At 67.8% G+C, this 19778-nt stretch carries 15 protein-coding genes; 6 read left to right on the top strand and 9 right to left on the bottom strand.

All coding sequences use genetic code 11. The features are described 5' to 3' along the window. Window positions 1–30: 30 nt before the first annotated feature. Window positions 31–948, bottom strand: coding sequence for a M14 family metallopeptidase (locus ACQ5SA_RS02635; protein WP_059064378.1), 918 nt, complete (start codon window positions 946–948; stop codon window positions 31–33). A gap of 144 nt (window positions 949–1092) precedes the next feature. Between ACQ5SA_RS02635 and ACQ5SA_RS02640 the strand changes: the two genes are divergently transcribed. The 6 genes from ACQ5SA_RS02640 (at window position 1093) to ACQ5SA_RS02665 (ending at window position 9200) form a co-directional block, all read left to right on the top strand. Continuing rightward, the gene (locus tag ACQ5SA_RS02640; RefSeq protein WP_499312497.1) at window positions 1093–1746 is read left to right on the top strand and encodes a DUF3348 family protein; all 654 of its coding nucleotides are present in this window, start codon (window positions 1093–1095) and stop codon (window positions 1744–1746) included. 10 nt (window positions 1747–1756) lie between these two features. Continuing rightward, complete coding sequence (locus tag ACQ5SA_RS02645) at window positions 1757–4021, top strand: DUF802 domain-containing protein (protein WP_499312499.1); 2265 nt, start codon at window positions 1757–1759, stop codon at window positions 4019–4021. Further along, on the top strand, window positions 4018–4677 hold the full coding sequence (locus ACQ5SA_RS02650) for an OmpA family protein (protein WP_499312501.1): 660 nt from the start codon (window positions 4018–4020) through the stop codon (window positions 4675–4677). The genes ACQ5SA_RS02645 and ACQ5SA_RS02650 overlap by 4 nt, the downstream gene beginning before the upstream one ends. Further along, the gene (locus ACQ5SA_RS02655; RefSeq protein WP_428701586.1) at window positions 4586–5044 is read left to right on the top strand and encodes a DUF2894 domain-containing protein; all 459 of its coding nucleotides are present in this window, start codon (window positions 4586–4588) and stop codon (window positions 5042–5044) included. Before ACQ5SA_RS02650 ends, ACQ5SA_RS02655 begins: the two co-directional genes overlap by 92 nt. 373 nt (window positions 5045–5417) lie before the next feature. Then, window positions 5418–7718, top strand: a complete 2301-nt coding sequence (locus tag ACQ5SA_RS02660) for a TonB-dependent receptor (RefSeq protein WP_499312503.1) — start codon at window positions 5418–5420, stop codon at window positions 7716–7718. A 21-nt stretch (window positions 7719–7739) separates the two neighbouring features. Next, window positions 7740–9200, top strand: coding sequence for an esterase-like activity of phytase family protein (locus tag ACQ5SA_RS02665; RefSeq protein ID WP_499312505.1), 1461 nt, complete (start codon window positions 7740–7742; stop codon window positions 9198–9200). A 113-nt stretch (window positions 9201–9313) separates the two neighbouring features. On the opposite strand, the gene ACQ5SA_RS02670 is transcribed toward ACQ5SA_RS02665, so the two are convergent. From ACQ5SA_RS02670 to ACQ5SA_RS02705, 8 genes are all read right to left on the bottom strand, one after another. After that, complete coding sequence (locus ACQ5SA_RS02670) at window positions 9314–9757, bottom strand: REP-associated tyrosine transposase (RefSeq protein ID WP_499312507.1); 444 nt, start codon at window positions 9755–9757, stop codon at window positions 9314–9316. Window positions 9758–10094: 337 nt separating this feature from the next. Continuing rightward, window positions 10095–10859 (bottom strand): 2,3-dihydro-2,3-dihydroxybenzoate dehydrogenase, encoded by a 765-nt coding sequence (locus tag ACQ5SA_RS02675; RefSeq protein WP_499312508.1) that lies wholly within the window; start codon window positions 10857–10859, stop codon window positions 10095–10097. Then, on the bottom strand, window positions 10850–14728 hold the full coding sequence (locus tag ACQ5SA_RS02680) for an amino acid adenylation domain-containing protein (RefSeq protein ID WP_499312510.1): 3879 nt from the start codon (window positions 14726–14728) through the stop codon (window positions 10850–10852). The genes ACQ5SA_RS02675 and ACQ5SA_RS02680 overlap by 10 nt, the downstream gene beginning before the upstream one ends. Beyond that, complete coding sequence (locus ACQ5SA_RS02685) at window positions 14725–14982, bottom strand: phosphopantetheine-binding protein (RefSeq protein ID WP_230109974.1); 258 nt, start codon at window positions 14980–14982, stop codon at window positions 14725–14727. Before ACQ5SA_RS02685 ends, ACQ5SA_RS02680 begins: the two co-directional genes overlap by 4 nt. Next, entirely contained in the window at window positions 14982–15614 is a 633-nt protein-coding gene (locus ACQ5SA_RS02690; protein WP_230109973.1) for an isochorismatase family protein, read from the bottom strand. Before ACQ5SA_RS02690 ends, ACQ5SA_RS02685 begins: the two co-directional genes overlap by 1 nt. Next, a complete protein-coding gene (locus ACQ5SA_RS02695) occupies window positions 15614–17266 on the bottom strand; it encodes a (2,3-dihydroxybenzoyl)adenylate synthase (RefSeq protein ID WP_499312513.1) in 1653 nt (550 codons plus the stop codon). Before ACQ5SA_RS02695 ends, ACQ5SA_RS02690 begins: the two co-directional genes overlap by 1 nt. Next, window positions 17263–18456 (bottom strand): isochorismate synthase, encoded by a 1194-nt coding sequence (locus ACQ5SA_RS02700; RefSeq protein ID WP_499312514.1) that lies wholly within the window; start codon window positions 18454–18456, stop codon window positions 17263–17265. Before ACQ5SA_RS02700 ends, ACQ5SA_RS02695 begins: the two co-directional genes overlap by 4 nt. Continuing rightward, a complete protein-coding gene (locus ACQ5SA_RS02705) occupies window positions 18453–19649 on the bottom strand; it encodes an MFS transporter (protein WP_499312516.1) in 1197 nt (398 codons plus the stop codon). The genes ACQ5SA_RS02700 and ACQ5SA_RS02705 overlap by 4 nt, the downstream gene beginning before the upstream one ends. Window positions 19650–19778 lie beyond the last annotated feature (129 nt).

The following is a 19778-nucleotide window of genomic DNA, read 5'->3' on the forward strand; positions in this document are numbered from 1 at the left end:
GGGCATGGGCCCGGCCTTACGACACGGCCGTCAATTGGCCAGGGCGAAATCCAACCCCGCACACACCGCCGCCACCTGGGCGTCGTTGCATTCCTGCGGGTTGGTGCGCGGGCTGTCCGGGTACACCTCGGTGGTGGTGGCATACAGCGCATCGGTGAAGCCGGCACATGCACCAATGGAACGCGACTCACCCCACACCACGCCTGGCGACTGCAGCGGCATGCCCACCAGATTGCCTTCGGCGTCGGCCGGGGCAATGTGGGTGATCGGGGCCACTGCGGCGATCAGTGCCTTCTGGAATTCGTGCTGCGGGTCTTCGCTGTTGCCGATCACATAGAAGCCATCGGGAATGGTGTCGCGCTCGAACGGCTTGCCGTCGCGCGCGCAACGGGCCGGGTCGAACTCGTGCAGGTCACTGTCGGTGGTTTCGTGCAGGTCCAGGTGGACCCGGATGTTGGCCTTGCGTTCGGCCACCCAGCGCATCAACGAGGCGGCTTCTTCGATCAGGCCGCCGTCACGGAAGCTGCGGTTGGGGTCGATGGCATTGGGATTCCAGCGCTGGATGCGCTCGTAGCCCCACGGGCTCACGCACGGGGCCACGATCAGGTTGAAGCGGCCCAGGTAACGCTCGGCATGCTGTTCCAGAAACTGCAGGGCGCCGTGCACGCCGCTGGTTTCATAGCCATGCACGCCGCCGGTGACCAGCGCGGTCGGCAGGGCCGGGTTCCAGTCATGGTTCACCACCGCAAACAGCGGGTAGTGGTCCGGGGCGTAGTCCAGCTGGCCGTACTGGACCACGTCGAAGCGCTCGTCCAGCCGTTCGAGCGCGGTCACCACGTCCTCGTGGTAGCTGCGCTGCCGCTGCTGGCGGGCCCGCCACTGCGCGCGTTCGGCGTCGCCCCAGGGCTGTCCGGGGGTGCCGATCGGGTAGAACTGCGCAACGGTCATCTCAAGCTCCAGAAGTCGGGGTGCGGTGGTACAGCCGACCATTTTAAGCCCTGCGGCCTGATCGTTGCTGCCCTTCCGCCCCGCCTTCATACGGCCGCCCTCATCTGGTTGTAAAATCAATGGTTTTTGGCCCCCACCCCCTTGATGGCGAACGCAGCGCAGCCGGTCCTGGGTGGACCGGACTTCCTCCGTCTGCTCGCCCGTCTCAGCGACGGCGCGATGCCGGCCTCCAGTCCCGCCCTGACCGATCGCCTCGGCCAGTGGGTGGACTGGAGCCGTGCCGTGGCCCTGGCGGGGGCGCTGGATGGCCGCCTGGCTGAACCGGCCGAGGCCGCCGAAGCGCTGGATGATCTGCTGGCCGACTGCGCCCAGGCCGAAGCGAGCCTGTTGGCCTCGCTGAGCGAGGATGCCGAGGCCGAGCGCCTGCTGGATCTGGCCGAGGCCGCTGCGGCACCCAACTTCGCTTCGCTGCGGCAGCGCTACCGCGTGCTGCAGCAGGCCATCCAGACCGCCACCGGCCGCCTGCGCGGCCGCCTGCGCGACCAGCTGGTGCTGGTATCACCGGAGCTGGCGCGGCTGGCCGAGGTCGATGCGGTGATGGAACAGACCCTGAGCCCGCGCGAGCACAGCCTGCTTGCCACCGCCCCGGCGGTGCTGGGTGCCCGATTCGAACGCGTGCACGGCCAGCCCGGCTGGCGCGCGTCCTTCCGCCACGACATGCGCACGCTGCTGCTCGCCGAGCTGCAACTGCGCTTCCACCCGATCCAGGGGCTGCTTGCCGCCCTGCGCTCACACTGACCGGAACACCATGTCCAGAACTGTTTTCCACGTCCTTGTTTTCCTTGCTGGCCTGCTGGCCGTGTGCTGGATCGGTGTCGGCTATGTTTCGGTGCACCCGTTGGGTGCGGCCGTGGCAGCGATCATTGCGGCCTGCTACATCGCCGGTGGCGTGGAGCTTTACCGCTACCGGCAGGCCAGCAATGGCCTGCGCGCCGCGCTGAATGACGTTTCGCTGGCCCAGGACAGCCTGGCGCCGTGGCTGGAGCGTGTGCCGCTGGGCCTGCGCAATGCCGTGCGCCTGCGCGTGGAAGGCGAGCGCACCGCCCTGCCCTCGCCGGTGCTGACCCCCTATCTGGTGGGCCTGCTGGTGCTGCTGGGCATGCTCGGCACGCTGCTGGGCATGATGGACACCCTGCGCGGCACGGGCCTGGCCCTGCAGAGCGCTACCGACATGGCGGCCATCCGCGGCTCGCTGGCCTCGCCGGTGCAGGGCCTGGCGGTGGCGTTCGGCACGTCCATCGCCGGCGTCGCCAGTTCGGCCATGCTGGGCCTGCTGTCGGCGCTGCTGCGCCGCGACCGCCTGCAGGTGGTGCAGCAGCTGGACCGCGCCATCGCCACTGACCTGCATCCGTATTCGCAAGCCTGGCAGCGTGCCGAGTCGCTGCGCCTGCTGCAGTCGCAGTCCGCGGCGCTGCCTGCGCTGGTGGATCGCCTGCAGGCGATGACCAGCACCTTCGAACAGCACAGCGCGGCCGCCAATGAGCGCCTGCTGGCCGGTCAGGCCGAGTTCCTGACGCAGAGCCAGGCGTTGCAGGAGCGCTTGGCCACCTCGCTGCAGCAGTCGCTGCGCGAAGGTGCTGAAGCCAGTGCGGCCGCCATTGGTGGCGCGCTGCAGCCAATGGCCGAAACCACGCTGGCCGGTCTGGCCAGCCACGGCCAGGCGCTGCATTCGCGTGTCGAACAAGCGGTGCAGCAGCAGTTGAACGGCCTCGCTGAGGGCTTCGAGCGCAGCCGCGTGGCCACCGAGGCCAGCTGGGCCAACGTCGTGGCCGAGCAGACCGGCGCACAGCAGGCACTGGTGTCTGAACTACGCCAGCATCTGCAGGCCTTCAGCGAAGGCCAGAGTGCGCAGGGTGAAGCCCTGGTGGTGCGCATCGGCGAGCGCCTGCAGGCCGACGCCAGCGGCAACGCCGACGCCTGGCGTGCCGCTGCCGAACAGCAGCATGCGTTGAACAGTGAACTGGTCGAGCGTCAGCAGCAGGCACTGCAGCGTGCCAGCAGCCATCTGGATGAACGTGCGCAGACGCTGCTGCAGGCGCTGGATGAGCGTCACGCCGCCGGCCAATCGCTGCTGCAGGAACATGAACAACAGCGCCTGCAGGACTGGCAGGCCGCACAGGCCGCCACTGCCACGGCGCATGCCGAACTGCAGGCGGGCCTGGATGCACGCGAACAGCAGCGCCAGCTGCGTTGGGACGCGGTGAGTACCGAGCTGCAGCAGGCGCATGCCGCATTGCAGGCTCAGCTGGTGGCCGCTGACGAACAGCGCCTGCAGCGCTGGAGCGACGCTCTGCAGAACGTTTCGACCGACCTGGCCGAGCGCCTGCAGGCCAATGGCGAACGCTTGTCCACGCAGCAGCGGCAGGTGTGCGACACGCTGGCGCAGACCGCGCAGCAGATCGGCGAGAACGGCCGCGCCCAGGCCAGCGCCACGCTGGCCGAAGTGTCCACCCTGCTGCAGACCGCCGCCGAGGCGCCGAAGGCCGCCGCCGAGGTCATCAACGAGCTGCGCAGCACCCTGTCCGAAAGTCTGGTGCGCGACAACGCGATGCTGGAAGAGCGCGGTCACCTGCTGGCCACCGTGCAGACCCTGCTGGAGGCGATCAACCACGCCTCGCACGAGCAGCGCACTGCCGTGGACGCGCTGGTCGGGGGTTCGGCTGAACTGCTGGAACGCGTCGGCAACCGTTTCACCGACCACATCGCCGCCGAGACCGGCAAGCTCGATGGCATCGCCACCCTGCTCAACGGCAGTGCCGGTGAGGTGGGTCTGCTGGCCGGCACCTTCGGGTCTGCGGTCGAGCAGTTCGGCACCGCCTCGGCGGAGCTGTCGGGACGCCTGGAGCAGATCGGCGGTGCGTTGGATGCCTCGCTGGCGCGCAGCGATGAGCAGCTGGCGTACTACGTGGCACAGGCGCGCGAGGTGGTCGACCTCAGCCTGCTGTCGCAGAAACAGGTGATGGAAGAACTGCAGCAGCTGGCCGCGCGCCGCGGCAAGGCCGGCAGCGCATGAGCGACGAGCTGGAGGTCGACGGCGGCTCGCACGCCCCGATCTGGGCGGCATTCGGCGATCTGATGTCGGTGCTGCTGGGCGCGTTCGTGCTGATCCTGGTCGGCGTGGTTGCGGTGCAGCTGGAGCTGTCACAGCGACTGGACCAGGAGGTCAAGCAGCGCCAGGCCGAGGCCAAGCGCCTGCAGACGCTGGAACAGGCGTTGGCTGGCCCGCTCGCCGCCGGCCGGGTGACGCTGGTGGATGGCCGCATCGGCATCAGCGGCAACGTGTTGTTCGCGCTGAACTCTGACCAGCTGCAGCCGGAAGGCCAGGAGCTGCTGCGCAGCCTCGCCGCGCCGCTGGCGGCGTATCTGGGCACGCGCGAAGAGATCCTGATGGTCAGCGGCTTCACCGATGACGCGCCGGTGCGCGAAGGCAACCGCCGCTTCGCCGACAACTGGGAGCTGTCCGCGCAGCGCTCGCTGACGGTGACCCGTACCCTGATCGCCGACGGCGTACCGGCCGATGCGGTGTTCGCCGCCGCGTTCGGCAGCGAGCAGCCGGTCAGCTCCAATGCCAACGAAGATGGCCGCGCGCGCAACCGCCGCGTGGAGATCGCGCCGATTCCCAAGCCCAAGGCGGCTGCGCCGGGCGAAAAGAGCGGCGATGGCAGCTGAGTCCACGCCATTGGATGGATTGCGTGCGCTGGTGCGCGACCTCGACGCCGGGTCGCGTTCGCTGCCGCACTACCCGCAGATACCTATGCTGGACGACGTGCGCCGCGAGTGGTCCGAACTGCGCAGCGAACTGCAGGTGCGCCGCTCGCTGCGCACCGAAGCCCCGGCCGACGGCGGCCCGCTGAACTCGGCGGTGCTGGTGCAGCGCATGCTGGACACGATGCAGGCAACCAGTCCCGGCTATCTGCGCCACTTCATCGACTACGTCGACACGCTGTCGTGGCTGCAGGCGTTGCAGGATGGTGTGGCCAGCGGTGGGGACGCAGCAAAGCCCAAGCGGACGCGCAAGCCACGCAAGGCGGATTGAGCGCACGCTGACGCCGACCTCGATCGGCACTTCTGGACACGGCAATCTCGATCCGCGCTTCTGGTAGACGCCAACCTTGGTTGGCGCTCCACAGACCGGATAACGCAGCGTCCATTCGACGCTGCGCATGCCAACCAAGGTTGGCATCTACCACAGCAGTGCGCCGGTCGTTCCAACGTTCAAAGCAGTGCCGCCACCCGGCCCAGTCGCAAGCACAGATGAACATGTCACCAGACAGTCATCTGTCTAGCGCACCATTTTCACGTTGATCGAACGGCGCCTCCGGCGCCCGCGATCGCATCGCGTCTCCCCCTTTCATCTGCCTGAGCTCCGCTTCCATGCGGCGGCTCGCGCCTGCCTGAGTGCCTGTTCCATGACCAAGACCCTGTTGGCTGCTGCGTTGTCCCTTGCCCTTGCGCCGACCGCATGGGCGCAGCAGGCGCCGTCGGCCACCGACCTCGATGCCGTTTCAGTCATCGGCAGTGGCGAGGCGCGCCAGGTGCAGCGCATCACCCGCGAGAACCTGGACATCCTGCCGCCAGGCACCAGCCTGCAGAAAACCCTGAACCTGCTGCCCGGCGTCAACGCGCAGTCTGCCGACGCCCTGGGTACCAACGAACAGTCGATGACCCTCAGCCTGCGCGGCTTCAACGCCACCCGGCTGGGCTACACACTGGACGGCGTGCCGCTGGGCGATGGCGCGTACAACAACTACAACGGCCTGACCATCAACCGTGCGCTGATCAGCGAGAACATGGCAGGCGCCGAACTCGCGGTGGGCATCGGCAGCCTCGGCACGCCGTCCACCAGCAACCTCGGCGGCACCATTTCCTATACCTCCGACCGACCGGCGCAGGAACTGGGTGGCCGCGTGGTGCAGACCTTCGGCAGCGATGCGAACCGCCGCACCTTCGTGCGCGTGGACAGCGGCGAGTACAACGGATTCTCCGGCTACGTGTCGGGCATGAACGTGGTCTCGGACCTGTGGAACGACCAGACCGCCTACAACAAGTCCACCACCAAGCAGTTCAACGCCAAGGGCGTGTGGAATTTCGGCAGCGGCCAGATCACCGGCTTCGTCGACACCTCACGCACCAGCCAGGCCGACTACTTCTACCTGTCCAAGGACGAGATGTCCCGCGGCCTCGGCTGGGACTGGGGCGGCTACGCACCGGACTGGAACAAGGCCGTGGCCAAGGCCTACTGCAACACCGCCAGCCTCAACGCGAAGAAGTGCGACAACAGCGGTCCCGACAAGGACGCCGACGGCGCCTTCACCGCCGGGCAGATCCTGCGCGATGACAACCTGTACTACCTGGCCGGCGACTTCTTCCTCGCCGATGGCTTCACCCTGCGGGCGCTGGCCTACCACCACGATGACCGTGGTGAAGGCCACAACTGGAACAGCGGCGCCTGGTCGAACAAGGGCACTGCGCAGGAAATCCCGATCATCTTCCGCAACACCATCTACACCATCGACCGCGATGGCGGCACGCTGTCGTTCGATTGGGAGCTGGGTGCGCACCGCATCGAAGGTGGCGTCTGGTACGAACGCAACACCAGCAGCGCCGAACGCTACCAGACCGCGGTGGACGGCCCGCGCGACCTGAGCGGCATGAACACCCTGCCCTCGGATGTGGGTGTGTTCGCCCAGCGTACGCGCTGGAAAACCCACCAGTTCTTCCTGAAGGACACCTGGCGCCTGCTTGACGACCGTTTGACCCTGGAATTCGGCGCCAAGAGTCCGCATGCCACCTCCGACGCGCAGGCGCTGCCCGGCGATGCGAAGACGCCGATCTCGCCAAGCTCGAACAATCAGTTCGCCACCGGCTCGCTGAAGGCCAGCAAGAATTTCCTGCCGAGCGTGGGTGCCAACTTCCGCCTCAGCGAGCATCACGAAGTGTTCGCCAGCTACGCCGAGAACATCGCCATGTTCCAGGGCGGCTTCAAACTCGGCCCGCAGGCGGTCAGCCAGGCCACCTGGAACGCGCAGGGCAACCTGAAGCCGGAGGAATCGCGCTCGCTGGAAGCGGGCTATCGCTTCGTCACCGACACGCTGCAGGCATCGGTTGCTGCCTACAGCGTGCGCTTCGACAACCGCCTGCTGCAGTACAACCCCTGCGACTCGCGGCAGGCGGTCGGACCGACCTGCGGCAACCGCTTCTACAACGTCGGCGGCGTCGACAGCCGCGGTGCCGAACTGACCGTGCTGTGGACACCGAACGAGCACTTCAGCTGGTACACCTCGGCATCGCTGAACCGCTCGACCTATGCCTCCAACTACATCCAGGCTGGCGTCGAGCAGCAGATCAAGGGCAAGATCCAGACCGACACGCCCAAGCAGCTGCTGGCCACCGAGATCACCTGGCGCGACAACGGCTGGTTTGCCAGCCTGCGCGGCAAGTACACCGGCGAGCGCTTCTACACCTATACCAATGACCAGGGTTTCGGCGGCTTCACCGTGTTCGACCTGGCCGGCGGCTACGATTTCGGCCAGGTCGGCTTCGCCAAGGGAATGCGACTGTCGCTGAACGTGACCAACCTGGGCGACAAGCGCTACGCCAGCAACCTGGATTCGAGCGTGTTCGCACCCAGCGACCCGTCGGGCAAGCTGTATGTGTTCCATGCGTCGGCACCGCGCCAGGTGTTCGGTACCATCGACATCCGCTTCTGATCGCCGGCCGAGGAGTCACCCATGTCCGCTACTGCCCTGCTGTTGGCCGCGCTCTCGGTCAGCGGCTACAACGCACCGCATGAAGCCCGCGGCGTGCCGCCACGCGCGGTGGACGTGGGCAGCTTCACCTACGTGGACAAGGGGTTGGTCGCCGCCGGGCGATTGCCGGCAGGCACCGTGGACTTCCTCGGCGATACGCTGGGCTCGTTCTCGTCGTTGGCGATACAGCCGGGCACGTGGCGGCGCACCGCGCGGGGTTACCAAGGGGTGCTGTGGACCCTGCCCGACCGCGGCCGCAACGATCCGGAGGCCGGGCTGTTCTACGACTATGCCGGCCGTCTGGAGCGCATGAAGCTGCGCATCGACTGGCCGCAGGGAACGTCCAAGGGCTTCGGAGTGGTGACGATGACGCCCGACAAGGGGCTGGTGCTGAAGGACTACAACAGCCAGCCCTTCACCGGTGCCGACCCGGGTGATCACACGATCAACCAGCGTGGCGTGGTGCTGCCCTCGCCCGCCGTGGGCGCGGGGGCCGGCAAGGTCGCGCTCGATGCAGAATCCCTGCAGTTCACTGCCGACGGCCACTTCTACATCGGCGACGAGTACACCGCCAACGTCTACTACTTCGATGCACAGGGCCAGCTGCAGGGAGTGATCGTGCCGCCGCTGGCGATCCGGCCACAACGTGATGGCAAACCTGCATTTGGATCGTTGGCTCCGCCGCAGACCGGGCGCCGCAACAACCAGGGCGTGGAAGGCATGAGCCTGTCGCCCGACGGCACACGGCTGTTTGTTGCCCTGCAGAGCGCCTTGATCCAGGACAGCGCGCCGGGCAATGCCGCTGGCCGCATCAATACCCGCGTGCTGGTCTACGACGTGTCTGCCAACCCGACGCCGAAACAACCAGTCGGCCATCACGTGATGATCCTGCCCGCCTATGCCCATGACGGCAAGGGCAAGCTCGACCGTACCGCCGCGCAGAGCGAGCTGCGTGCATTGGACAACGAGCGCTTCCTGATGCTGGCGCGCGATGGCAATGGCCTGGGCAAGGATGGCGATGACCCGATCGTCTACAAATCGGTGCTGCTGGTGAGCGTGGCGCAGGCCTCCAATCTGGTGGATACGGAATATGAGACCGGCACGGCATCGGTGCTGGCCGATCCGGCTGATGCCATGTTGAAGACCGGTATCGTGCCCGCCCGCGTCAAAGAGGTGCTGAACCTGCTCGACCGGCCACAACTGGCCCGGGCCGGGCTGGACCTGGATACAGGGCGCGGCCCGCACCCGGGGCTGCTGTCGGAGAAGTGGGAGGCGATGGACGTGTTGCCGGCGCTTGATCCAGAGCACCCGAACGACGTACTGCTGTTGATCGGCAACGACAACGACTTCATCGCCCGCAACTGCCGCATGCAGGGCGAGCACTGCGACAGCGCGTACGACAACGACAACCGGGTACTGGTGTATCGGCTCACCCTGCCGTAGCGCAGGCCGCCGCCCGGCAGCCTCATGAACCCCGCCCCTGGTAGTGCCGGCCGCTGGCCGGCAACCTCATGAACCTCCGGACGCGTCGCCCGATTGCCGGCCAGCGGCCGGCACTACCAGATCGACCACGCATACGGATATTGACCAATCTCCCTGGCCAGGCCGGCTCGAATGGGATTTCCCAGGATGTACAAAGCCTGCCGATGCAACGATTCCTCGGCCCTGACCGCATGATCGAAATACCCGGGCTGCCAGACCACGCCACACTGACCGGCCAGCCGATTCAACGCCAACGCGCTGGATGACTTGAACCGACGGGCGATGCCCGACAGCTCCGACGCACGCAGTTGCAGCATCCAATGCACATGATCCGGCATCACCACCCAGGCGAGCGACTGAAAAAGGCCTTGTCGCTCCAGGTCCTGGAGCTGGCTGGATACGCAGCCTGCGGTGGCATCACACTCAAAGCGACGGCGGCGTTGGCTCGTCGTCGTGGTCAGCACGTAGATCTGGCCGATGATGGAACGCCGCCCTTGGCGCAGGAGATTGCTGCTCATGGCCCATCGTGGATCAGGCAGACATCGCTGGCTGTCGGGGAACATCGCGGCATTGCATGAGGATGTTGCTGACAGTCTGCTGAGGATGCCGGCCAGCGGCCGGCACTACCCGACAATGAAGACCCTGCACGGCTGACCCATGGTAGTGCCGGCCGCTGGCCGGCAGCCACATGAATCCCGGAAATGCCCATCGCCGGAATCCTGCGCGACCTCCCTCACGGTAGTGCCGGCCGCTGGCCGGCAACCCCATGAACCTCCGGACGCATCGCCTGATTGCCGGCCAGCGGCCGGCACTACCTACGTCCAGATCGGCACTACCCTATCGGGGCTCTGCATCTCACCCGCGCAGCGTGGCGCCACCATCCACGTACAGGTCGCTCATCGCCACGTGCCCGGCCTGCTCGGACAGCAGGAACATCACTGCCTGCGCGATGTCCTCCGGCGTGGCCAGCTTCCGCAACGGAATGCCTGCCTTGTAGGTGGCCGGATTGCCAGCAATCACCCGCGCCGCGCCCTGCTCGTCTTCCCACATGCCGGTCTGCATCGGGGTCAGCGTGGAGCCCGGCGCGACGATGTTGCAGCGGATGCCGAGCGGCGCCAGCTCCAGCCCCAGACAGCGGGTGAACATCGTCGCCGCCGCCTTCGAGGCGGCATAGGCGGCCATGCCGTGGCGTGGCACGCCCGCCGCGTTGGAGCTGACGGTCACGATGGCACCTTGCCTGCGCGGCGACATCACCCGCGCCAGTGCGCGACCGACGTGGAACACACCGTCGGCATTGACCGCGAACACCCTGCGCCAATCCGCGTCGCTGGTGTCCACGACCTCGCCGACATGCAGCACACCGGCCACGCTGGCCGCCAGCATGATCGGCCCCATCGTGGCTTCCACCTGGTCGACCAGCGCGTCCACGGCCGCACCGTCGGTGACGTCCAGTGCGAAGGCCTGCAGGCGCCCATCGTCGGTCGCCAGCGCAGGCCGCTCACGATCGGTTGCCACGACCCGGCATCCTGCATCCAGCAACTGCCCCACCAGTGCCGCGCCGATACCGCCGGCTGCGCCGGTCACCAGCGCCACGTTTCCTTCAAAACCCGTCAACTGCACGTTGCTTTCTCCTGTTGCGTGTCCCACTGCTGCAGACGCGCCGATAGCCATGGTGCCAGCTGTGCCACGGCGTCGCGGCCGGTCAGTTCGGCGTGCAGGAACGGCAGCTCGATGGCATCCACCTGCAGCGCATGGGCCTTCCACAGCGCGGACTGCAACTGCGGCCGTGCCTGGTGATCGCGTCCTGCGCGCACATGCGCCAGCGTCCCCACGAAGGGTCGGTGCTGGTGTTCGCGGATCAGTCGATTGGTTCCGGTCACCGCCCGCACCACGCCGTCGAGCACCACCTCGGGCAGGCTGCCCAGCGCGCTGCCGCCTCGCCGCAGGAAGGCGAGGATGCGCGCGCGGTCGTCCAGCTCTGGATGCGCATCAGGATCGTGACCGGCAATGGCCAACAGCGCCCGCAGCGCCGCGATCGGGTCGGGCTCCGGTTCGGCGCGCCAGCATTCGCTGGGATAGGCATCAAGCAGCACCAGTTCGCCGACCTCGCGGCCGATATCGTGCAGGCGCACGGCCATCGCCTGCGCGAGGATCCCGCCCACCGACCAGCCGAGCAGATGGATCGGCCCCTGCGGCTGCAGCGTGATCACCCGCTGCACATAGTCATTGGCCATGGCCTCGATGCTGCCTGGCAGGGGTTGCGTGGGATCGAGTGCAGGTGATTGCAGCCCGTATACCGCGCGCGTTGGCTGCAGCGCCCGGGCAAGCGCGCGATAGTTCCATGCAATGCCCCCTGCCGGGTGCAGCACGAACAGCGGTGCGACAGTCGGTTCGTCGGACGCTGACAGCGCAATCACCGGTCCCAATGCGTGGTCGGCACGTGCAGGTGGCTCGGTGATGCGTGCTGCCAGTGCGGCAACGGTCGGCTGCGCGAACAGCGCGCCGAGACCCAGCTCGCAACGCCAGCGCTGCTCGATGGCCAGCAGCAGGTGCACGGCCGAGAGCGAGTCGCCACCGAGACTGAAGAAATCCACATCGACGGCCACCGGCGCTTCACGTCCCAGCGCCTGCGCGAACAGCCCGGCCAGTTCCTGTTCCAGCGGCGTGCGCGGTGCCTGCCCCGCGACCGCCTGCTGCGGCGGCTTCGGCAGCGCAGCCCGATCCAACTTACCATTGGCAGTCACCGGCCACTGATCCACGCCCACGAACGCAGACGGCACCATGTAGTCGGGCACCCGCGTCAGCAGATGACTGCGCAGCACCGCCGCATCCGCCTGAGTCGACGGCACATAGGCGACCAGCCGCGCCTCACCGGGAAGATCATCGCGCAACAGCACTTCCACCCGGTCCATGCCAGGCAGCTCGCGCAATGCCGCTTCGATCTCGCCAAGCTCGATGCGCAGGCCGCGCAGTTTCACCTGGTGGTCGCTGCGCCCCAGGTACTCGACAGCACCGTCGGCCCGCCAGCGCGCCACATCGCCGGTGCGATAGATGCGTTCACCCGGCAGGAACGGATCAGCCAGAAAGCGCTCGGCGGTCAGGTCGTCGCGGCCGAGATAGCCGCGCGCCAACTGCACACCGCCGAGGTAGAGGTCACCTGCCACGCCCACCGGCACGGGCTGCATCCGTGCGTCCAGCACATACAGGCGGGTGTTCCAGACCGGGAAACCGATCGGCACCGGGCGCGAGCGGTCATCGGCCGACGCCGGCCACCAGCTCACATCCACTGCCGCCTCGGTCGGCCCGTACAGGTTGTGCAGTTCGGATTGCATTCTCGCGTGGAAGCGATCACGCAGGGCGGCATCCAGCGCCTCGCCACTGGTGAACACGCGCCGAAGCTGCAGGTCCTGCGAGGCCGGGGCAGCCAGGAACGCATCCAGCATCGACGGTACGAAATGCGCGGTGGTGATGCCATGCACGCGGATCAATCGCGCCAGCTCGGTCGGGTCGCGGTGTGCGTCCGGCCCCGCCAGCACCAGCGTCGCGCCACACAGCAGTGGCAGGAAGAATTCCCAGACCGATACGTCGAAGGTTGCCGGGGTCTTCTGCAGAATCCGGTCGTCGGCGCCGATGCCGTAGTGCTCGCGCATCCACAGCAGGCGATTGACGATGGCGCGGTGCTCGATCACCACGCCCTTGGGCTCGCCGGTCGAACCGGAGGTATAGATCACATAGGCCGCATCGTTGCCCATCGGGCCCGGCCACGGTGCGGCGAAGCTCACATCGGTCCACTGCTCCGGCGGCAGCACCAGTACGTCTGCCAACCGGGATTGTGCGCTGGCCTCTGCCAGCACGCAGACCGGCTGCGCCGACGCCAGGATGCGCGCCAGGCGCTCAGCCGGATGGGCAAGGTCCAGTGGCAGGTACGCGCCGCCTGCGCGCAGTACCGCCAGCAGCGCCACCACCAGTTCCAGCGAACGCGGCAGCGCTACCGCGACGATGGTGCCCGGGCCCACGCCCAGCGAGCGCAGCTGCGCGGCCAGGGCGAAGCTACGCGCCTCCAGCGTGGCATGGTCCAGCGTCGTATCGCCGAAGACCAGCGCCGGTGCCGACGGATCACGGTCCATGCCCTGCTGCAGCAGTTCGACCAGGGTGGTGTCAGGCAGCGGATGCGCGGTGGCATTGAAGCCAAGCAGGACCTGCCTGGATTCTTCCGGCGTGGCCAGCGGCACCGCCGCGATGTGTTCGGCCTGCAGCGCCGCCGACACGAAATGCAGCAACCGCCGCGCATGCGCCTTCACCTCGTGCAGATCGTACAGGGCGGGGTTCGCTTCAATCTCCAGATCCAGCAGGGTCTGTCCATCGCCACGGAAGCCCAGCGTCATATCCTCCACCGGCCCGGTGCTCAGCACCTCCAGCGAGGCCTGCACACCCGGCAGCATCAGCGGCTTGTAGAAGGGCTGTACGTTGATCAACGGCCCATGCAGGCGGTGCTGTGCGCCGACCAGCCCGAGGTCACGACGCAGCTGCTCGCCCCGGTAGCGGCCATGCTTGCGGCCCTGGCTGAGCTGGCGTCCGATGCGCCGGCAGAATTCCTCGACGCTGTCCTCGCCGCCCGCCACCCGCAGCGGCAGCACGTTCATCACCATCGCCGGCACCCGCGCCGCTACGCTGCCCAGCCGCGCCATGTACGGCACGCCAAGCACGACTTCCTCGGACGCGCTCATGCGGCGCACATACTCGGCGGCCAATGCAGCCAGCACATCCGGCCACGGCTGCAGCCACGATGCCGAAACCTGCAGCAGGCGCTCGCGGAAGGCGGGGTCCACCGGCTGTACCCAGCGCACGGCATCGTCACTGGCAGCGGCGGTTCCGGCCAGGCCGGTGGAGGCCGGCGCGCCCTGCAGTGCCTGCAGCCACCACTGCCTGTCCGCGTCGCGGCGCGCATCGCTGCGGTAGCTGGCATCGTCGGCCAGCACGCCCGCCAGCGCTGGCAACGGGCTACCGGTGCGGCCCGCATACAGTGCGCAGACACGGTCAGTAAACAGCGCCATGCCATAGCCATCGGTGGCCAGGTGATGCACGCGCAGGTACCACGCCCAGCGCTGGCCGCCCAGGTTGAACAGCACCTGCTGGCTCAGTCGGTCGCGGGTCGGATCAACCGCGCTGGAGCGATCGGCCTGCATCGCAGCGCGTGCCGTCTGCTGCGGATCGACCGCAGCAGCGACATCGCGCAGCTGCAGCAATGGCACCCGCGTGGATTCGTGCCATTGCACGGGCTGGCCGTCCTCGGCCTCGGCGAAGCGCAAGGCCAACGCCTCGGCCTCGGCGGCGGCCTGATTGGCGGCAGCGGTGAACGCTGCCACATCCAACGGACCCTCGATCCACACCGCATGCGCGGTATTGAATGCAGGATTCTCCGGTGCCAGCCGCTGGGCAAACCACAGCCCGGCCTGCGCCTCGGTCAGCGGCAGCGGCGCTCCGTTCATGCTGTCTGCGCGGCCTGCAGCTGCTGCACCACCGCCCACCATTGGCGCAGCGTGGTGTGTTCGGCCAGCTGCGAAAACTCCAGTGGCAACCCGGTGTTGCCCCAGGCCAGCACCAGCCCCAGCATGCGCATCGAATCCAGGTCCAGATCGATCAGGTTGTCATCGTCGCCGATGTCAGCCGCCTGGCAGTCCAGCACGCGGGCGACGTCAGCGCGCATGCGCTCCAGGGTCAAGGCTTCGGTGGTCGTGTTCATCACACTGCCTCCAGCAGTTGATCGGTGGTCATCGGTACGCCGCAGGTGCGGGCGATCCAGTGCAGGGCCTGATCATGGTCGGCACGCGAGAAATCGGCCACGGCATCGGCAGCGATGAAGGTCTCGATGTCGCGCTGGAACGCCTCCACCGCCGTAGCCGTGCATCCGATGTGCGCGTACACGCCGGTGATCAGCAGCTGGTCGCGGCCACGCACGCGCATCAGCGTTTCCAGATTGCTGCGCTGGAACGCGCTGTAGCGGTGCTTGACCAGCACATGCTCGCCCGGTGCTGGTGCCAACGCGTCAATGATCGGCTCGTGGTCGGCACGCCGGCCCATGCCCGGGCCCCACAGGTCTGCCTGCAGGCCGCGGTCACGGCGGTCCTGGTCGCCGTGCTGGGCGGTGTAGAACACCGGAATGCCGTGCGTACGGCAATGTCCCAACAGACGCGCGATGTTGTCCACTGCCGGCCGCAGCGGCGCGTTGCCAGCATCGAAGGCGGCAAGGAAATAGCGCTGCATGTCGTGCACCAGCAAGGCAACACGATCACGCTGGGGACGCCAGGCACCACGCGCCTGCGGCAGTTCCGCAGCGGTCGGCAGGGAATACGGGGTAATACGGGGCAGCGCCATCAGCGCGTTCCTCCTGTCTGTTGCAGATGACGCGCACGCAGCTGCGCACGCAGTTCGCGGCGGCTGATCTTGCCAACCGCAGTGGTATCGAAGCTGTCCACGAAGACAATCTGATCGGGCACCTTGAACGCCGCCAGGCCACGCCCGCGCATCCACGCCTTCAGCGCCGGTGCCTTGATCGCCTCGCCCTGCTGGATCACGAAGGCACAGCTGCGCTCCCCGAGATACTCATCGGGAATGGAGACCACCGCGGCATCGAACACGCTGGCATGGGCCAGCAGATGGTCTTCGATCTCCTCGGCGGAGATCTTCTCGCCCGCCCGGTTGATGTGGTCGCCGGCACGCCCCTGCACCACCAGGTAGCCTCCAGGCAGCTGCTGCACGCGGTCGCCGGTGCGATAGAAGCCATCGTCGGTGAACGAGCGTGCATTCGCCGCCGCATCGTTGTGGTAACCGCGGATGGTGTACGGGCCCCGCGTGAGCAGATGGCCCACCTCGCCTTCGGCAACAGGATGATCGTGGTCATCGACCACGCGCACTTCATCATCGGCACTGATCGGCCGCCCCTGGCAGGCCACGATCAGTTCCTGCGGATCATCCAGCCGGGTGTAGTTGACCAGACCTTCGGCCATGCCGAACACCTGCTGCAATGTGCATCCGAGGCCCTCGATGACCCGCCGTGCGGCTTCCGGAACCAGCTTGGCGCCACCAACCTGCAGGACCTGCAGGCTGGAAAGATCGTGCTTGCTGGACGCCGCCGCCTGCGCCCACAGCAGCGCCAGCGGCGGTACCAGACCACAGCAGGTCACCTTCTCGCGCGCGATCAACGGGAACGCCGCGTCCGGGCCAGGGCCGGGGCTGAGCACCACGCGGGCACCGGCGTACAGCGCACCGAAGAAGCCGGGCGAACTCATCGGGAAGTTGTGCGCCGCCGGCAGCGCGACCAGGTACACGCTGTCGCGGTCGATACCGCAGATTTCGTTGCTGGCGCGGAACGAGTAGATGTAATCGTCGTGCGTGCGCGGAATCAGCTTTGACAGCCCGGTGCTACCGCCGGAGATCTGCAGGAACGCTACCGATTGCGGATCAGGATCGGCCGGCAGCTGGCTGCGGTCACCCTGCAGCGCTTCCAGCGCAACAAATTCGGCTGCGTCGCCATCGATCAGTACGTGGCGTACCGCCGGCACGTCCGCCTGCAGCGCGCGCGCCAGGCCACGATGGTCGAAACCCTCATGTACATCGGTGCTGATGTAGGCACTGGCCTCGGCCTTGCGGGCGAAGTGGGCCAGCTCGGTGATGCGATGCGCCGGCAGTCCGTACACCGGCACCAGCCCGGCGCGGAACAGCCCGCAGATGGTGCTGATGAAATTGGCGGTGTTGCCCAGCTGCACCAGCACGCGCTCACCGGGTTGCAGGCCCAGCGCCAGCAGGCCGGCACCGATGCGCCCGGCCTCATGCCAGAGCTGCGCATAGCTCAAGCGCACATCGCCAGCCACCACCGCGATGTCATCGGCATGGCGCTCGGCGCGTTCGCGCAGGAAACCGGGGAAGGTTTCGCCACGCCAATGACCTGCAGCCCGATAGCGCGCGACCAGCACTTCTGGCCATTGCTGCTGCAGCGGCAGGCGGGAGTCAACGGCGGACGGCGTCATGCGGATACCTCGATCAAGGGCAGCGGGTCCTGCACGCCCAGTGCGTTCAACAGCGCGGCGAACTTGGCGGCAGTCTCGGCAACCTCGGCAGCGGGCTGCGAGTCGGCGACGATGCCGGCGCCGGCATACAGGCGCAGCTGGGTGCCCTGCAGGCGCGCGCAGCGGATCGCCACATACCAGTCGCCGTCACCCTGTGCATCCAGCCAGCCCACGGCACCGGCATAGAAGCCGCGCGGTACCGGTTCCAGCGCACGGATGCGCTGCAGTGCGTCCAGCCGCGGGGTACCGCACACGGCCGGGGTGGGATGCAGCTCGGCCAGTAGGGTCGCCGCCGAGGTGGCAGCGTCCTTCAGCGTGGCGTGGATGCGCGTTCCCAGATGCCACATGCTGGCGGTAGCGTGCAGCACCGGGCGCGGCTGCGCCTCGATGTGGCTGCACCAGGGCGACAGGCCATCGACGATGGCTTCAACCACATGGCGGTGTTCGTCGTGATCCTTCGCCGATGCCAGCAACGCCTGCGCGGCGCGCTCGTCGGCGGCCGGGTCAGCACTGCGCCGGGCCGAACCGGCAAGCGGGTGCGACAGTACCTGCGCACCGCGTTTGCGCAGCAGCAGCTCCGGCGTCGCGCCCACCAGCCACGCTGGCGCCTGGCCGACGTCCACCGGCAGCGGCACGGCGTAGGTCGCCACCGAAGGATCGGTGCCCAGGCGGGCCAGCAGAATTTCCGGCGACAGCGCCTGCTGCGTGCGCGCCAACAGGCTGCGCGCCAGTACCACCTTGTGCAGCACCGGGTTGGGCGCGCGCATGGTGCTGACCGCCTCGGCCACTGCCGCTGCATAGTCCTGCGCGGACGGCTCGGCGCTCAGCGCGCCGGACAGCGCTGGCGCTGCCTGCGACTGCACGGGCAACGCCGGCAGCAGGCGCTCGGGCTGGTACAACGCATCATCGGCGCGCGGCTCGAACGGCACCACGCCGACCAGCAGGCCCGGGCCACCGCGCTGCTGCGCGAAGAACGTCGCCACACGCTCGGCCAACGTGGCCAGCGCGCCCGTCGGCAAGGGTGCGCGACAGCCCCGCGCGTGCATCTGCTGATCGGCCTGCCGCAGCAGGAACAGCGACGCTTCGGCGGTGGGTTCGGGCAGCGTCGACGCAGCCTCCGGCCACGCACCCTGCATCAGGGAATCGTTCATGTCGTCTCCTTCATCCGATACGCTGCGGCCAGCACGCACAGCACCAGCAGCAGCACGCCGACCAGCAGATAAGGCAGGCTGGCCCCGCCGCGATACAACAGGGTGCCGAGCATCGGCCCGGCCACCATGCCCAGCCCCTGTGCCGCCGCGACCGTGCCGGCCGCCGCACCCTGTTCGTGCGCCTGCACCGCATCGGCGGCCAACGCCTGGAACGAGGGAAACACGAAACCCATGCCGAACGCCGCGAGCCCGTAGGCCGCCGGCAACTGCCAGGTCTGCTGCACCGCGGCCACCGAAGCGAAGCCGATGCCGGCGATCAGTGCGCCGAGGATGATCCAGCGCCGGGGATGCACGTCCAGCTTCATCACCAGCCCCTGCGCAAGAATCAGGCCCACGCCCACTGCCGTCAGGGCGATGCCGGCCATGCGCGCGCCTGCGGCTGCATCCAGGCCGAAGCGATCGATGGCGAAGAACCCTACCGTGACCTGCGCGATGGTGACCGACACCATCGCAACGAACGCGGCCATCTGCGGCAGGCGCAGGCGCGGGTCGAGGCGCGACAGTGGTACGCGCTTGCGGTTCTGTGCGGCAGCCACCGGGGGCGTGGCCGGCAAGCGCCACGCCAGCAGGCCCAGCGCGAGCAGCGGCAACAGCGCCGCCACGTACAGCGCCAACGGCAGGTTCTTGTAGGCCAGCCATCCGGCAGCAGCCGGGCCCAGCACCATGCCCAGCGCATTGGCGCTGCCCAGCCGGGCCAGGAACTTGGTGCGCTGGCCGGGCGGGGCCTGGTCTGCGATCAGCGCCGCAGCGGTCGGCGGCACGGCCGCATAGAACAGGCCCACCAGCCCGCGCGCACCTACCAGCACCAGCACCGAGACCAGCACCGGCGGTATCGTCTGCAGCGCGACATCGATGAACACCGCCAACGCGATGTAGACCAGCGTGTAGGCGCTCATGGCCAGCACCAGCACGCGCTTGCGGCCGATGCGATCGCTGAGCTGGCCCCACGGGCGAGCGGCCAGCATCCACAACACACCCGCGGCCGTGACCGATAGACCGGCATGCCATTCAGACAGGCCCAGCAGGCGGACCACCGGGCCGATGACGGCGACGAAGGACATCATCGCCATGGTGCCGATCAGGGCAGCCAACACCAGCGCCGGCAAGCCGGGAACCACGGGACGTGCATGCATGGAACACCAACCGTAACCAAGGAGGGAACGCCGGGCGCTTCCGCACCCCGCGCGACGTCGCCCTGTCAGGCGGCGACGCCATCCTTAAATGATAACGGCTCGCATTTGCATTTGATACCCATTCGCTTA

This window comes from Stenotrophomonas indicatrix, assembly GCF_050573115.1.
GTDB lineage: Bacteria > Pseudomonadota > Gammaproteobacteria > Xanthomonadales > Xanthomonadaceae > Stenotrophomonas > Stenotrophomonas lactitubi_A.